At 71.0% G+C, this 16,250-nt stretch carries 13 protein-coding genes; 7 read left to right on the top strand and 6 right to left on the bottom strand.

The annotated features are described in order from the left end of the window. Positions 1–32 precede the first annotated feature (32 nt). From ACLJWH_RS04125 to ACLJWH_RS04100, 6 genes are all read left to right on the top strand, one after another. Entirely contained in the window at positions 33–2,318 is a 2,286-nt protein-coding gene (locus ACLJWH_RS04125; RefSeq protein WP_411140424.1) for a molybdopterin oxidoreductase family protein, read from the top strand. 8 nt (positions 2,319–2,326) lie between these two features. Beyond that, positions 2,327–2,974, top strand: coding sequence for a 4Fe-4S dicluster domain-containing protein (locus tag ACLJWH_RS04120; RefSeq protein ID WP_411140159.1), 648 nt, complete (start codon positions 2,327–2,329; stop codon positions 2,972–2,974). Positions 2,975–3,164: 190 nt separating this feature from the next. After that, positions 3,165–4,040, top strand: coding sequence for a ubiquinol-cytochrome c reductase iron-sulfur subunit (locus ACLJWH_RS04115; protein ID WP_411140158.1), 876 nt, complete (start codon positions 3,165–3,167; stop codon positions 4,038–4,040). Further along, positions 4,037–4,477, top strand: a complete 441-nt coding sequence (locus ACLJWH_RS04110) for a hypothetical protein (RefSeq protein WP_411140157.1) — start codon at positions 4,037–4,039, stop codon at positions 4,475–4,477. The genes ACLJWH_RS04115 and ACLJWH_RS04110 overlap by 4 nt, the downstream gene beginning before the upstream one ends. Before the next feature lie 539 nt (positions 4,478–5,016). Next, positions 5,017–5,598 carry a DJ-1/PfpI family protein gene (locus ACLJWH_RS04105; protein WP_411140156.1) on the top strand — a complete coding sequence of 194 codons (582 nt, stop codon included), beginning with the start codon at positions 5,017–5,019 and terminating at the stop codon, positions 5,596–5,598. 456 nt (positions 5,599–6,054) lie between these two features. Next, a complete protein-coding gene (locus ACLJWH_RS04100; protein ID WP_411140155.1) occupies positions 6,055–6,345 on the top strand; it encodes a hypothetical protein in 291 nt (96 codons plus the stop codon). Between the two features lie 42 nt (positions 6,346–6,387). On the opposite strand, the gene mscL is transcribed toward ACLJWH_RS04100, so the two are convergent. The 5 genes from mscL to ACLJWH_RS04075 form a co-directional block, all read right to left on the bottom strand. Next, complete coding sequence (mscL, locus tag ACLJWH_RS04095; protein ID WP_411140154.1) at positions 6,388–6,891, bottom strand: large conductance mechanosensitive channel protein MscL; 504 nt, start codon at positions 6,889–6,891, stop codon at positions 6,388–6,390. Positions 6,892–7,896: 1,005 nt separating this feature from the next. After that, on the bottom strand, positions 7,897–8,730 hold the full coding sequence (locus ACLJWH_RS04090; RefSeq protein WP_411140153.1) for an S-methyl-5'-thioadenosine phosphorylase: 834 nt from the start codon (positions 8,728–8,730) through the stop codon (positions 7,897–7,899). Between the two features lie 190 nt (positions 8,731–8,920). Then, positions 8,921–9,301: an FmdB family zinc ribbon protein gene (locus ACLJWH_RS04085; RefSeq protein WP_411140152.1), complete on the bottom strand. Its 381-nt coding sequence runs from the start codon at positions 9,299–9,301 to the stop codon at positions 8,921–8,923. A gap of 68 nt (positions 9,302–9,369) precedes the next feature. Continuing rightward, positions 9,370–10,677 carry an MFS transporter gene (locus ACLJWH_RS04080; protein WP_411140151.1) on the bottom strand — a complete coding sequence of 436 codons (1,308 nt, stop codon included), beginning with the start codon at positions 10,675–10,677 and terminating at the stop codon, positions 9,370–9,372. Positions 10,678–10,949: 272 nt separating this feature from the next. After that, positions 10,950–12,527: a potassium/proton antiporter gene (locus tag ACLJWH_RS04075; protein ID WP_411140423.1), complete on the bottom strand. Its 1,578-nt coding sequence runs from the start codon at positions 12,525–12,527 to the stop codon at positions 10,950–10,952. A gap of 183 nt (positions 12,528–12,710) precedes the next feature. On the opposite strand from ACLJWH_RS04075, the gene ACLJWH_RS04070 reads away from it, so the two are divergent. Beyond that, positions 12,711–15,494, top strand: a complete 2,784-nt coding sequence (locus tag ACLJWH_RS04070; protein WP_411140150.1) for a penicillin acylase family protein — start codon at positions 12,711–12,713, stop codon at positions 15,492–15,494. 71 nt (positions 15,495–15,565) lie between these two features. On the opposite strand, the gene ACLJWH_RS04065 is transcribed toward ACLJWH_RS04070, so the two are convergent. Beyond that, a complete protein-coding gene (locus ACLJWH_RS04065) occupies positions 15,566–16,234 on the bottom strand; it encodes a 5-formyltetrahydrofolate cyclo-ligase (protein WP_411140149.1) in 669 nt (222 codons plus the stop codon). Between the last annotated feature and the right edge of the window lie 16 nt (positions 16,235–16,250).

The following is a 16,250-nucleotide window of genomic DNA, read 5'->3' as shown; positions in this document are numbered from 1 at the left end:
CCAGGGGAAGCAGGGGAAGAAGTCCAGTGACCATCCCGATCGACCCGACCATCGCCCCGCCCGGCACCCGCAACTTCCGCGACGCCGGCGGTATCCCCGCCGACAGCTGGCGCGCCGACCAGAGCGGCGAAACCCTCGTCCCCACCCACTGCTGCTTCTGCGGTGTGCAATGCGGTATGTACCTCCGCGTCAACAAGGCCGGCCGGGTATTCGGCGTCGAACCCCGCAACCACGACATCAACCGCATGCGGCTCTGCCCCAAAGGCATCAACGCCTACCAGCAGGTCAACCACCCCGACCGGCTCACCGCGCCACTGATCCGCCGCAGCCGCGACGAACCCCTCCGGGAATGCTCCTGGGACGAAGCACTCGACTTCACCGCCGCCGAGATCCGCCGCATCCAGGAAGCCCACGGCGCGGACGCCTTCGGCATGCTCGGCGGCGCCTCCCTCTATACCGAGAAGACCTACCTCGTCGGCAAATTCGCCCGGGTCGCCCTGAAAACCAAACATGTCGACTACAACGGCCGGCTGTGCATGGTCAGCGCCGCCGGCGCCAACAAACTCGCCTTCGGCATCGACCGGGCCGGCAACCCCTTCTCCGACATCCTGCTCAGCGACTGCGTCCTCATCGCCGGCTCCAACGTCGGCGAATGCTTCCCGGTCATGACCCAGTACCTCTGGGGCGCCCGCGACCGCGGCGCCCGGCTCATCGTCATCGACCCCCGCGAAACGCCCGTCGCACGCACCGCCGACCTGCACGTCCCGCTCAAACCCGGCACCGACTCGGCCTTCTTCAACGCCGTCCTGCACGTCATCATCCGCGAGGGCCTCACCGACGAGTCCTACCTCGCCCGCCACGCCACCGGCTGGGACGACGTCAAAGCCACCGTCCAGGACTACCCGCCGGACCGCGCCGCCGGCATCTGCGGCGTCAGCGTCCAGCAGATCGAACAGGTCGCCCGCTGGTTCGCCGGGGCCGAACGCGCCATGGCCTGGCACGCCCGCGGCGTCGAACACCACAGCCAAGGCGTCGAGAACTGCCTGTCGATCATCAATATGTGCGTCGCCACCGGACACATCGGCCGCCCCGGCGCCGGCTACGGCACCCTCACCGGCCAGGGCAACGGCCAGGGCGGCCGCGAACACGGCCAGAAATCCGATCTGCTGCCCGGCGGCCGCTCCATCACCAACCCCGAACACCGCCGGCAGATCTGCGCCATCTGGGGCATCGAGGAATCCGAACTCCCGGCCGCCGGCACCTCGATGATGGAAATGGTCCACCAGATGCGGCGCCAGGAGATCCGCGGCCTCCTCGGCGTCTGCAACAACCCCTTCGTCTCCCTCCCCAACTACCACGTGGTCAAAGAGGGATACGACACCCTCGAATTCCACGTCCAGCTCGACTTCTTCCTCTCCGAGACCGCCGAACGGGCCGACGTCGTCCTCCCGGTCACCGTCTGGGCCGAGGACGAAGGCGTCATGGCCAACGCCGAAGCCCGCGTCGTCAAACACAACAAGGCCCAGGACCCGCCACCCGGCGTACGCACCGACACCTGGGTCCTGTGCGAACTCGCCCGCCGCCTGGGCGCCGGCGACAAATTCGCCTTCACCGGCGCCCGCGACGTATTCGAAGAACTCCGCACCGCCTCCGCGGGCACCGTCAACGACTACTACGGCATCACCTACGAACGCCTCGAAGAAACCGGCGGCATCTCCTGGCCCTGCCCCACCACCGAACACCCCGGCACACCCCGGCTCTTCGAAGACGGCCGGACGTACCACCCGGACGGGAAAATCCACCTCCAGACCGTCGAATGGCACCCGCCCATCGACCCCTACAGCGACGAATTCCCGCTCTCCCTCACCACCGGCCGCACCGTCGCCCAGTACCTCTCCGGCAACCAGACCCGCCGCCTGGGCGCCCTCGTCGAACAGGCCCCGCGCCCCTGGGTCGAGGTGCACCCCTCACACGGCTTCCGCAACGGCGACCCCGTACGCGTCGTCACCCGCCGTGGCAGCGCCGTCTACCCCGCCCTCGTCCTGGAAGCCATCCGCCCCGACACCGTCTTCGTCCCCTACCACTGGCCCTACCCCACCGCCGCCAACACCCTGACCATCGACGCCCTCGACCCCCGCTCGAAGATCCCCGAGTACAAGGTCTGCGCCGCCCGCATCGAGGCCGCCGACGCCCCCGACGAGGTCCCCGCACCACCCACCGGGCCCGGCCACGAGGCGTACCCCGAAACCCAGGTTTCCCGCACCGACCCCCTGCCGCCGACCGCACCCCAGGGCCGCGGCACCGCAGAGAGGGGCTGACCGCCGCCATGATGGGCAAGACGATCTTCATCGACCCGGGGCGCTGCATCGGCTGCCAGGCATGCGTATCGGCCTGCCGCGAATGCGACTCGCACCGCGGGAAATCCATGATCCATCTCGACTACCCCGACGAGGGCGGCTCCGTCGCCTCCCTGCCCACCGTCTGCATGCACTGCTCGGACCCGGTCGCCCCCTGCGCCGAGGTCTGCCCCGCCGAAGCGATCCTCGTCACGCCGGACGGCGTGGTGCAACAGGCCGACACCACCCGCTGCATCGGCTGCGCCAACTGCGTCAACGCCTGCCCCTTCGGCGTACCGAAGATCGACCTGGCGGCGAAACTCCAGCTCAAGTGCAACCTCTGCTACGACCGCACCGCCTACGGCATGGCCCCGATGTGCGCCACCGTCTGCCCGACCGGCGCCCTCTTCTACGGCACCCTCGAAGAGCTCCAGGCCGAACGCCCCGGTGTCGAGGTCGCCGACTCGTTCGTCTTCGGCGAGGCCGTCGTCCACACCGGGGTCGCGATGGTCGTCCCCGCCGACAAGGTCCAGTGGCCGGTACCGGGCGGACTCCCGGTCGTCGAGGTCAACGGCCGCGATACGCGGCCACCGCGGGGCGACGCCGGACAGCCGGCGGACGGGACCGGTGTCCGATGAGTACGCAGCAGCCGTCGGCCGCGTACGGAGCCGATCCGCGGCGGCCGGTGAGCGCGGTGCGGCCACCGCGCACGGAGGGCGCCGGGAGTGTGAGCGTGCCGAAGCCGAAAGGGAAAGTGCTGTCGCTGTCGCAGCCGAAGGCGGAAGCACTGGCGCAGTCGCAGCCGCGGGTGACGGGAGCCGATATCCGATGAGTACGACGCAGCAGCCACCGGCCGGGAACGGGAACCCGGACCGGCCGGAACACGGCTCCGACCAGCCCTCGGAGCAGCCCCGCGACGGCCTCTCCGCCCAGGAAGAAGCCGCCCTCCGGGACCGCATCAGCGCCGACTCGCTCACCACCAGGCGCGACTACCTGCGCATCGTCGTCACCGTCTCGGGCGGCCTCGCCATCGGCGGACTGGGCGTCGCCGGGGGAGTGCTGCACCGCCACGGCGACGGAGGCGGGGAGGCCAAACGCATCGCCGACCGCCTCCCCGCCGGCGAATCCCTCGCCTTCCGCTACCCCGGCGACGAGGACCGCGCGGTCGCGATCCGCCTCGCCGACGGCTCCCTCGTCGGCTACTCCGCCATCTGCACCCACCTCGCCTGCGCCGTCCTGTGGCGCAAGGAACGCGGCGAGGAGGGCGAGCTGTACTGCCCCTGCCACGAAGGCGTCTTCGACCCCCGCAGCGGCGATGTCACGGCCGGTCCGCCACCCCGTGCCCTGCCCAAGGTCGTGCTCTACGAGCGCGCGGACGGCAGCATCTGGGCCATCGGCACGGCCCGCTCCGGCGAGAGCATCGACCAGGGACTGTGCCGCGAACTCAAGCAGAACAACCCGGAGCTGGCCTCCCGGGTCGGCTGCCCCGGTACCCGGCACAGCCGCGCGCACGCGACCGGCGACCACGCGGACAGCACCGGAAACCACGCCCAGGCCCACCCCAGGCCCCTTGCCGAGGCCCGTACCCGGAGCCGTACCCGGACCGGTGCGCAGGCCCGTACCCAGGCCGGTGCCCACTCCTCCACGGGGGCCGAGGCCGACGCCCGCACCGCCGCTGACGCCCGAGGGAGCGAACGGCCATGACCGACTTCCCGTCCGCCCCGCCCCCCACCCCGCCTCGCCCACCGAATTCCCCTCCGCCACCGGGCCCGCCCACCCCTCCCGATCCACCCGGCCCCCCGCCCTACCACCCCGGCAGTGCGGACCCCCGGCTCAACCGCCCCGTGCACGACCGCTACCCACAGATCCGCCCCACCAGCGGCTACGGCGACCCACGGGTGCACAGCACCGGCCCGGGACCGGGTGCCGGCACCGAACAGGAACCGGAACGCTCGGCGAAACTGTCCGGCCGCCTGATCCTGGCGATGTCCGTCGTCATCGGCCAGCTGTGGGCACTGTCCATCGCCGTCGACGCCTGGATGCGGGGCGACACCGACTCGGCGTGGTGGTGCGCGGGTTTCCTGATCCTCTCCTTCCTCGTCGTCCTGGGCCTCTGGTCCCTCGACAAGAAGGACCGCTGACCACCTCCCCGCACACCGCCCCGCCCCTCACCCACCGCGACACCGCACCCGCACCACAGACGGCACCCGCCACCCCTGGCGGCCGACTGTCCCCACTCCTGCGACGGCCTCCCACCACGGCTGCCTATTCCGGCTTCTCCGGATCAACACGCTGTTCTGTGCGACGGAAGAAGTGTCGGCAGTGGCACGGGTGAGGGCGAGGCCGAAGAAGGCGCGGTAGTTGAGGTGGCGCGTGAGCAGCGGGGATGCGTCGAGGCTGGGAACTTTTCCCCCGTCGCAGCAGACCTATGAGGCAAGCCGGCGCTGCTGGGCACCTCAAGGCCACACGCTCGCGGCCCGCCGGGGCACCCCCGTGTGCCGTCCCTCGCGGTAGGCCGGCGCCGGCTCGGCAGGAGATCGAGCGAGCGTCAGGAGACGGGCCGATGGTGCGCAGAAACCTGCTGACATCGTTCGCCCTGACCGGCGGTCTCGTATCGGTCGGGACCTTCGCGGCGCCCGCGGCATCCGCGGACGCTTCACCAGTCAAGGAGACATGGCCGATGCCTTTACGTGTTCAGATCCTCGTGTACGACGGGGTCGAGGAGCAGGACTTCATCGGGCCGCGGGACGTGTTCGGGCACGCTGCGCAGGCCGGTGGCCAGGTGGAAACGACATTGGTGCGGCCATCGGCTCCTGGCGAGGTGACATGTTTCTTCGGCACCGAAGTCACGGTGCCGAACGCATGGGAGCCCACCGATACCGATCTTCTGATCGTGCCGGGCGGCGGTGACCAGCTGATCAGCGATCCGGATGTCCACCGGAACCTCGTACGGGCCCAGCAGGCAGGAGTCATCGTCGCCGGTGTCTGCACGGGAGTCATGGTGCTGTCCGCGGCAGGCTTGACCAAAGATCGTCCGTGTACGACGCACCATCTCGCCAAGGCCGAGCTGGCTGCCCAGGGAGGCAAGGTGGTCGACGCGCGAGTCGTTGACGACGGGAACTTGGTGACCGCGGGCGGTGTCACCAGTGGAATCGATCTGGCGCTCTGGATGATCACCCGTGAGTGCGGACCGTCCATCGCCCTCAGCGTCGAGTCCGTCATGGAGTACGAGCAGCGCGGCGCCGTCTGGCGCAGTTCCTGATGGTCGTCATAGGAACGTCCTCGCCGGACTCGGCGTAGCTCAGCGGCAGCCCACCGGGGATTCGTCGGTGGCCCGTACCGACTCATCGGGATGATGCGGGCCACCGGCGTGCGCGCGGGTTCGCCGGCCAGTCCCACCGGTCTCCTTCCGAGCCGGCCGTGGGCTCCGGGGGTACTCAGGACGACGTCCTAACGTAGGGGGCGAGGGCAAGGCCGTCACGGGTGGCAGCCGGGTTACGGAGCCGCAGTCCGCCCTGGTCCGCAGCCCGTCCCGGTCCGCAGTCCGCCCTGGTCCGCAGCCTGTCCCGGTCCGCAGCTCACCTCCGGCCGCCACACCCGACCGTCCCCTCCAGGCCACAGCTCACCCCCGTCCGCCCCCTGTCCGCAGCCCCGACCGAACCCCGGCCGCAGCCCACCTCCCCCCGGCCGCACCCCCGCCCGGCCGTACCCTGGAGGCGTGAGCGCCACCCCCGACCCCACCCCGCACCCCGAGCCCGAGGCCGCCCCCGCTTCCGAGGCTCCGATCGCTCCGGCTCCGGCCGCCGAGACCTCGCCCGCATCGCCGGCCCCGCCCGCCGCACGCCCGGCACCCCGGTCCGCCGCCGCCCTCGTCTTCGACGACCCGTTGAACCAGCAGTCCTCGGACGACACCGACCACGGCTGGGGAGAACGCCCCACGGGCGCCGCCGCCGGCAGCGCCGCCGACTTGGCCCGCTTCCTCGACGAAAAGCCGCCCCACCACCTCTGAGCGAGGCGATGGGGCGGCGGAGGCCGGCCGGCAGCGCCTGCGTTACTGCTGCGTCTTCTGAGCGATGACCGTCGCGGAGGACGCGGACGGCGTGGCGGTGGAGCCGTTGCGCTGGGCGATCAGCGCATCGCGGATCTCGACGAGGAGTTCGACCTCGGTCGGGGTCGTCGGAGTCTCGTCCACGGGGTTCTTGGCCGCCTGACGGGCCTTCCACTTGTTCATCGGAAGGATCATGAGGAAGTAGACGACCGCGGCGGTGATCAGGAAGGTCAGGGCGGCGCTGAGCACCGAGCCCCACAGGATGTAGATGCCGTCGGTGAATTCGCCGGTCTTCTTGTCCACGTGGCAGGTGGTGAGACACGCCTTGTAATTGTCCAGGTTCTGCGAGCCGAACGCGCCGATGATCGGGTTGATGACGCCCTTGACCACGGCATTCACGATATTCGTGAAGGCTGCACCAACGACGACCGCGACCGCGAGCTCGATCACGTTTCCGCGCATCAGGAACTCCTTGAATCCCTGAAGTACGCCCTTGTTCTCGCTCACCTGACAGCCTCTTTCCACGCTTACTACGGACGGTGCGCCAACAATCGGCACCGCAATTTACGGCAGGGCGGGCCAGGAGTGTCCAATCGCGCAACACGAACCAGCGATCGACCAGAGCGTCAGTACGGATCGGCCTGATCGGCCCGACCGGACGGATCCGGTTGATCAGCCTGACCGGACGGATCGGCCCGATCGGACGCGTCGGCCCGGTCCGGCGGAACGGCCCGGCCCGGCGGACCGGACGGACCGTTCGGAACCGGCAGGCCGATCGGACCCGGCAGCGCGGCCCGCTCGGGTCGGCCGGTGAGCCGGCGCCGGAGCCACCGACGGTGTGGGGGATGACGCTGGAGGTGTAGGCGTTGGGTGCCTGCCCCATGGGGCGCACGGCGCATGCCTGGCCACCCGCAGCAGTTTCGCGTGCCATGGGGGCGGATGCCACTCGATCTTGGGGCATGGCTACCGCCCGCCGAGGGGCGTCGCGGCCGGGCAGCCGGACCCCGGCGAGGTCCGTACGGCACCGTTCGACACCCCGCTGGCCAGTGCTGCGGCCGTCATCGCCAGACCGGCGGCCAGCATGCGCCGCCGTGGCGGGCGCCGCCAACGGTGCCGCCCGCCGCCCGCCCGCAGTGGTGCGAAGTGCGGTACTTCACATCGTGGGGGAGTGGGGAGAGGAGCCGGCGGAGTGGGTTCGGGGCCGGTGGAGGGAGGACGACGCGGCATGTGATCACCACCTGCGGTGAGGAGTTCGGACCCGGCGATCACCACCGTGCCGCAATCCGCCGAGGCCCGCTCCGGCCTGTGCACAACCCCGCACCTGTGGACAACCCGGCCACCCACACAACCTGGCTACCCGCACAGGACGCCCACCCGCACACCCGGCCACCCGCACAGGACACCCACCCGCACAGGGCACCCACCCGTACAGGACGCCCATCCACTCACCGGAGGTGTATGCCGTCGGAGCAGGGCAGGCAAGCGTGGTCAGGGCAGGCCGGGCAAGCGCCGTCAGGGCAGTTGGATGCCCAGGTCCCAGCCCTCGTGCACGCCGCCGCACGGGCAGTCGCGCGCCTCGCTGCCGGGGAGCGCGGCCACCGCGTCGAACAGCACCTCGCGCAGCCGGCCGACGTTCTGGCCGAAGACCTCCAGCACCTCCTCGTGGGAGACGCCCTCGCCCGTCTCGGTGCCCGCGTCCAGGTCGGTGACCAGCGTCAACGACGTGTAACACAGGCCCAGTTCCCGTGCCAGTACGGCCTCGGGGTGGCCGGTCATGCCGACCACCGACCAGCCCTGCGCGGCGTGCCAGCGCGACTCGGCGCGGGTCGAGAAACGGGGGCCCTCGATGACCACGAGCGTGCCGCCGTCGACCGGTTCCCAGTCGCGGCCGCGGGCCGCCGCCAGCGCGGCCGCGCGCCCCGCGGGGCAGTACGGGTCGGCGAAGGCCAGGTGGAAGACGTTCGGGATGCTGCCGTCGGCCAGTGGCACACCGTCGAAATAGGTCTGCGTACGGGCCCTCGTGCGGTCCACGAGCTGGTCCGGGACGAGCAGCGTTCCCGGGCCGTACTCGGGGCGCAGACCGCCCACCGCGCACGGGCCCAGTACCTGGCGCACGCCGACCGAGCGCAACGCCCACAGGTTGGCGCGGTAGTTGATGCGGTGCGGCGGGAGGTGGTGCTCGCGGCCGTGCCGCGGCAGGAAGGCGACCTGGCGGCCCGCCACCTCGCCCAGGAACAAGGAGTCGCTGGGGCTCCCGTAGGGGGTGTCCACCGTGATCTCGGTCACGTCGTCGAGGAAGGAATAGAACCCCGACCCGCCGATTACACCAATCTCCGCGTCAGCCATGCCGGTCACACTATCGGGGACGCGGGGACGCGGGGACGCCGGGCGGCCCCGTGCCCACGTGAAGTCCGGTTACGGCGGGAACGGCCGTCACAGGGCCGGCCGCTACGGGAGCAGCCGCACCGGGGCCGTCCCCCGGGGGAAACGCGGCGGACCCCGCCGTCGGTGACGGCGGGGTCCGAAGAAGCGCGGGTCAGGCGGCCGAGCTGCCGCTCTTGGCGCCCGAGGTGCTGGCGGCGGCCGACGAGCCCGAAGCGGACGAGGAGGCCGACGAGTCCGAGGACTTCGACGAGGACGACGACTTCGTGTCGGAGCCGCCGTTCGACGAGGAGCTCGACGCGGAGTCGGAGGAGCCCGCAGAGGCGGCGGCCTTGGCAGGGCTGCTGCTGGACGACGAGCCGCGGCTGTCGTTGCGGTAGAAACCCGAGCCCTTGAAGACGATGCCGACCGCGGAGAACACCTTCTTGAGACGTCCGTCACAGCTGGGGCATACCGTGAGCGCGTCATCGGTGAACTTCTGCACGGCCTCAAGGCCCTCGCCGCATGCGGTGCACTGGTACTGGTAGGTCGGCACTTGACTTCCTCCTGGCACTCTCACTCGTTGAGTGCTAACGACGCTCCATAGTGCAGTATTCCGGCCCGTCAGTCCACCGAGACCGGCGCACGGTGACCGACCCCACGCTCCGCCGCGTCCTGGCGCGGCTCCGGTCCCCGGCCGTCGGAGCCGGCCTCCGGGGCCGACGGGTGCGGCAGCAGATGGGCGCGGAGCGCGAGCAGCAGGACGAGCGCCAGCGCCGTGCCGGCCAGCGGCACCAGGAATCCGGAGCTCGGCCCGAACCGGTCCGCCAGCTGGCCGGCCGCCGTCGCCGCGGCGGCCTGGCCCAGCGCGACCGCGCCGGTCAGCCACGTGAAGGCTTCGGTGCGGGCGGAGGCCGGTACCAGCGTCTCGACCAGCGTGTAACCGGTGATCAGCGCGGGGGCGATGCACAGGCCGACGACCAGGCCGACGGCGCCCAGCAGCGGCACCGCGGTCACCGTCCACAGCGGGGCGGTGGCCAGCGTCAGCAGCCCGTAGGCGACCAGCAGCCGGCGCCGCGGGCCGACCTTCCAGGCGATGGCGCCGCAGGCGATGCCCGCCAGCATGTTGCCCGCCGCGAAGATCCCGTAGAGCACGCCGTTGATGCCGGGCCTGCCGATGTCCTGGGTGAAGGCCGTCAGCGAGACCTGCATTCCGCCGAAGACCAGGCCGATGCCCAGGAACGCCACGATCAGGACGCGTACGCCGGGTACCGACAGGGCCGAGACGTGCGGGCGGTCGCCGCTCCGGGGCCGGTGCGCCGGCGGCTGGCTGCGCCGCTGCGCGGCGAAGAGCAGGCCGCCGGCCAGCGTCAGGGCGGCCTCGGCGATCAGACCGGCCGCCGGGTGGACGCCGGTGCACAGCGCGGTCGCCAGCACCGGGCCGACGACGAAGGTGAACTCGTCGGTCACCGACTCGAAGGCGGCGGCCGTCGGCATCAGCGGCGTTCCGCCCAGCCGGGCGGCCCAGCGGGCCCGCACCATGGGGCCGACCTGCGGCGTCGAGGCGCCGGTGGGGACGGCCACCGCGAGCAGCGCCCACAGGGGCGCGTGGGCGAGGGCCAGCGTGATCAGCGCCGCGACGCCCGCGACGTGCACCAGCACGCCGGGGAGCAGCACCGCGCGCTGGCCGAAGCGGTCCGCGAGTTTGCCGCCCTGCGGGGCGAACAGCGCCATCGAGACACCGGTCGCGGCCGACACCACACCCGCGGTGCCGTACGAGCCGGTGGTGCTCTTGACGAGCAGCACGATGCCGATCGTGAGCATCGCGAAGGGCTGCCGGGCCAGAAAGCCGGGCAGCAGGAATGTCCATGCACCGGGGGTGCGCAGCAGTTGTCCGTAACCAGGACGCGAGTCCTTGACCGCGGATGCCACGGCCGGGCCTTTCCGCCGCCTGGTAGCGCGCCGCCGCGAAGGTGTCACGGGTAACGCGCCGAGAGCTGTCCTCTCGCGCAGGACCGAGTGATACCGCGTGGTCCGCACCGGGGAAAGTGGCTGCACAAGGCAGGGGGACCGCGGCCGCCGAGCGGTCGCGCCAGCTCTGCATCAGGCAGAGTCGGTTCGTTGAATTACCGGTTCATACTACAGGCCGTGCGGCCGTGCGGCCCGGTCTCCGCCTCGGCTGTACGGCCGCACGGCCTTCGGGCTCAGCGGGACCCGGAGCCCTTGGGGCGCCGTTCCTCCCGGGCCCGGGAGCGACCGGTTACGCCAGGTTTGCCGGGCGCGCCCACCGTCGCCTCGGCCGTCCCCAGCCAGCCGGCCAGTTTGCCGCCCTGGGAGACCGCTTGCAGCCGGTTCTCGGCCGCGTCGCGCACCGGGTCCGTGGCCACCACCAGCAGCTCGTCGCCGCGCCGCAGCACGGTCGTGGGCGACGGGACGAAGCTCGTACCGTCCCGTACGACCAGGGTGACGGCCGCGCCCGCGGGCATCCGCAGTTCGCCGACCTCCACGCCGTGCATTAGGGACGTCGGGCCTATCGAGGTGGACAGCAGATGGCCGCGCAGCCGCTCCAGCGGCGCCGATTCGATGCCCAGGTCCGCCGCCTCCTCGGTGTCGCCCAGCCGCAGCCGCCGGGCCAGCCAGGGCAGTGTCGGTCCCTGGATGAGGGTGTAGACGACGACCAGGACGAAGACGATGTTGAAGACCGTCTCGCTGCCGGGGACGTTGTTGACCATCGGGATGGTGGCCAGCACGATCGGCACCGCGCCGCGCAGCCCGGCCCAGGACAGCAGGGTCTTCTCCTGCCAGGGCATCCGGAACGGCAGCAGCCCCACGAACACCGACAGCGGCCGGGCCACGGCGGTCAGGATCAGGCCGATGAGCAGCGCCGGAACGATGTCGTCGAGCAGGTTGTGCGGAGTGACGAGCAGGCCGAGCAGGACGAACATGCCTATCTGGCCGATCCAGCCGAGCCCCTCGGCGAAGCCGCGGGTGGCCGCGGAGTGCGGCAGCTTGGCGTTGCCGAGGATCACCGCGGCCAGATAGACGGCGAGGAAGCCGGAGCCGTGCGCCAGCGCCCCGGCCGCGTAGGCGGAGACCGCGATGGCCATCACGGCGATCGGGTAGAGACCGGACGCGGGCAGCGCCACGTGCCGCATGGCGTACGAGCCGAGCCAGCCGATCGCCACCCCGATGGCGGCGCCGATCGCCAGCTCCAGGGCGATCTCGCCGATCAGGACGTACCAGTGCTCCGCGGGACCCGCCGTGGAGAACGCCACGACGAGGATCACCACGGGGGCGTCGTTGAAGCCGGATTCGGCTTCCAGGATTCCCGTCAGGCGGGCGGGCAGCGGCACGCTGCGCAGGACGGAGAAGACCGCCGCGGCGTCCGTGGAGGAGACCACGGCGCCGATCAGCAGCGCCTGTCGCCAGTCCAGCCCGGCCAGATAGTGCGCGCCGGCCGCGGTGACCCCCACGCTCACCGCGACGCCGAGCGTCGACAGCAGTGCCGCCCGGGGCAGTGCCGGTCTGATCTCTTTCCACTTGGTGCCGAGGCCGCCCTCGGCCAGGATCACGACCAGCGCCGTGTAGCCGAGGAGTTGGGTCAGTGCGGCGTTGTCGAAGAAGACGCCGCCGAGGCCGTCCTGCCCTATGGCGACGCCTATCCCCAGATAGATGAGCAAGCTGGGGAGCCCGCTGCGCGAGGAGAGCCGTACCGCTGCGACCGCCAGGAGCAGGACGAGCGAGCCGAGCAGCAGGAGTTCATTGAGGTGGTCGACAGACAGGAGCTGGGTCCTTCCTCGCACGGGTTCCGGGTCGGGTTTTCCTTACCGTATCTAGTTACTGAGACTAACAATTTACCATTGCTTGAAAGTTGGATGTGCTCGCGGTGGCTCCGCGTGGGGGTCACCGAATCCGTGCGCCTATGGTTGCTCCAGCACTCCCACCCTGCCCCTCGAAGGACAGAGATGCCCGCCAACAAGTCCGGCCCAGCCCCCAAAAAGAAGAAGGGGCGGCGTGGCCGCCTCGTCCTGCTCACGGTCGTGGTTCTGCTCGTGGCGGGCATCGGCTCCGGCGCGTACTGGGGCGTCGGCACCGTCCGCGCCTCGCTCCCGCAGACCACCGGCTCTCTCAAACTCCCCGGCCTGACCGGCCCCGTCGACGTCACGCGCGACGCCAACGGCATCCCGCAGATCTACGCCGACACCGACGAGGACCTCTTCCGCGCGCAGGGGTTCGTCCAGGCCCAGGACCGCTTCTGGGAGATGGACGTGCGCCGCCACATGACGTCCGGCCGGCTCTCGGAGATGTTCGGCAAGAGCCAGGTCAAGACCGACGAGTTCCTGCGCACCCTCGGCTGGCACCAGGTGGCGCAGAAGGAGTACGACACCAAGCTGTCGCCGAGCACCAAGAAGTACCTCCAGTCCTATGCCGACGGCGTCAACGCCTACCTCAAGGACCATCAGGGCGCGGCGCTCTCCCTGGAGTACGCGGCCCTCGGCTTCCAGAACGACTACACGCCCGAGAAGTGGACGCCGGTCGACTCGGTCGCCTGGCTCAAGGCGATGGCCTGGGACCTGCGCGGCAACATGCAGGAGGAGATCGACCGCTCCCTGCTCACCAGCCGCTTCACCCCCGCCCAGATCGACCAGCTCTACCCGAAGTACCCGTACAAGAGGAACAAGACGATCGTCGAGGGCGGCACCGTCAGCTCCCTCACCAAGGAGTTCAAGCCGAAGGACTCGGACACCGGAACCCAGTCCGGCACCGGAACCCAGTCCGGCAACGGAACCCAGACCGGCACCGGTGGCCAGAGCGGCACCGCCAACAACGCCGGCCAGGGCTTCCAGACGCAGCTCGCCTCGCTGTCCAAGACCCTGGAAGAGATCCCGGCGCTGCTCGGCCCCAACGGCAACGGCATCGGCTCCAACTCCTGGGTCGTCTCCGGTGCCCACACCACCACCGGCAAGCCGCTGCTGGCCAACGACCCGCACCTCGCCCCGCAGATGCCCTCGCTCTGGTACCAGATGGGCCTGCACTGCCGGACCGTCGGCGCCAAGTGCGGCTACGACGTCGCCGGCTACACCTTCTCCGGTATGCCCGGCGTCATCATCGGCCACAACCAGGACATCTCCTGGGGCATGACCAACCTCGGCGCGGACGTCTCCGACCTCTACCTGGAGAAGATCAACGCCGACGGGTACCTCTACGACGGCAAGCAGAAGCCCTTCACGACCCGCAAGGAGACCATCAAGGTCGCCGGTGGCGAGAGCCACGAGATCACCGTCCGCGCCACCGCGAACGGGCCGATCGTCTCCGACCGCGACGGCGAGCTGTCCGCCGTCGGCAAGAACGCACCGGTCGGCAACGGCGCACCGGACCGCGGCGAGGGCTACGCCGTATCACTGCGCTGGACCGCGCTGAACCCCGGCAAGTCCATGGACGCCGTCTTCGAGCTCAACCGCGCCAAGGACTGGACGGGCTTCCGCAAGGCCGCCGCGCACTTCGAGGTGCCGTCCCAGAACCTGATCTACGCCGACACCAAGGGCAACATCGGCTACCAGGCGCCCGGCCAGATCCCGATCCGCGGCAAGGGCGACGGCCACTTCGACGGCAGCTACCCGGCGCCCGGCTGGGACTCGAAGTACAAATGGACCGGCTACATCCCGCAGGAGTCCCTGCCGTACGAGTACAACCCCGAGCGCGGTTTCATCGTGACCGCCAACCAGGCCGTCGTCGACGAGGACAAGTACCCCTACCTCCTCACCACGGACTGGGGCTACGGCTCCCGCAGCCAGCGGATCAACGACCTCATCGAGTCGAAGATCAAGGACGGCGGCAAGGTCTCGACGGACGATATGCAGACCTTCCAGAAGGACAACAGCAGCGAGATCGCCCGGCTGCTGACGCCCTACCTGACGAAGATCGACATCAAGGACCCGTACGTCCGCCCCGCCCAGCAGCTGCTGGAGGGCTGGGACTTCACCCAGGAGCCCGACTCCGCCGCGGCCGCCTACTTCAACGCGGTCTGGCGCAACACCCTCAAGCTCGCCTTCGGCAACAAGATGCCCAAGGAACTGCGGCTGGCCGGCCAGTGCCTCACCGTCCGCCCGGCCAGTGAGACCGGCCCCGCCGACGACCGCGAGAAGCTGGTACGCGAATGCGGCGAGCGGGCCGCCGACCAGGCGCAGCCCGACGGCGGCGACCGCTGGTACGAGGTCGTCCGCAACATCCTGGACGACCCGGGCAACGACTGGTGGAAGACCGAGGACCGGCCCGGCCACCCCGGCGACAAGAACCGCGACCAGCTCCTCGCGCACGCCATGAAGGACGCCCGCTACGAGCTGACCTCCAAGCTCGGCAAGAACATCGACAACTGGAACTGGGGCCGGCTCCACCAGATGTTCCTGAAGAACCAGACCCTCGGCAAGGAAGGCCCCGCCGTCCTCCAGGGCCTGTTCAACCGCGGCCCCTGGAACGTCGGCGGCGGCGAGGCCGCGGTCAACGCCACCGGCTGGAACGCCGCGGGCGGCTACCAGGTCACCTGGGTCCCGTCGATGCGGATGGTCGTCAACCTCGCCGACCTCGACAAGTCCCGCTGGATCAACCTCACCGGTGCCTCCGGGCACGCCTACAGCGCGCACTACTACGACCAGACCGACAAGTGGGCCAAGGGCGAACTGCTGCCCTGGGCGTTCGGCGAGAAGGCCGTCAAGGCCGCCGCGAAGGACACCCTGACACTGACCCCGTAGGGGCGCGGTCCCCGCGCCGCCACCCCACCGCCCCGGGCGGGCCGGAATCCCTCCGGCCCGCCCGGCGGCGTTCAGCGGCCCCCGCGGCCGCCCGCCCGCGCGAACCGGTGCACCCCCGACGGCGTCACCGCCGCGTGCACCGGCCGGTCGTGCGGTTCGGCCGGTACCTGCGCCAGCACCTCCGTGTCGTACAGCAGCACCACCAGCGCCGGATCCGCAGCGGCCCGCGCCAGCCGCGCCAGCACCCGGTCGTACGAACCGCCGCCGCGCCCCAGCCGCCGCCCCCGGCCGTCCACCGCGAGACCGGGCAGCAGCACCACATCGGCCCCGGTGACGGCCCCCGGGCCCAGCCGCGGCCCGTCCGGCTCCAGCAGCCCGCGGCCGGCCGGCACCAGATGCCCGGCGCCCTCGTACCCCGCCCAGTCCAGATCGTTGTCCGGCAGCAGAACGGGCAGCAGCACCCGCACCCCGGCCGCCCGCAGCGCGTCCAGCAGATCCCGGGTGGGGGGCTCGTGCCCGACCGAGACATACGCGGCGACCGTCCGCGGGGCGGGCGGCACACCGGACGCCGCGCGCCCGGCACCCGTACCCGCCCCGCCCGCCGTCCGCAGCTCGTCCAACTCCCGCGCCCGCCGGGCCAGCGCGGCCCCCGACGCCGCGACGACATCCGCCGGCAATGCCCTCCTCACCTCCAGGAGCTCGCGTCGCAACCTGCGCTTCTCCTCGTGGCCCGTGCTCACGTGCGCCTCTCCTCCC

The organism is Streptomyces sp. x-80, assembly GCF_046549095.1.
Lineage (GTDB): Bacteria > Actinomycetota > Actinomycetes > Streptomycetales > Streptomycetaceae > Streptomyces > Streptomyces celluloflavus.
This window is presented reverse-complemented; position numbering and strand designations above follow the sequence as displayed.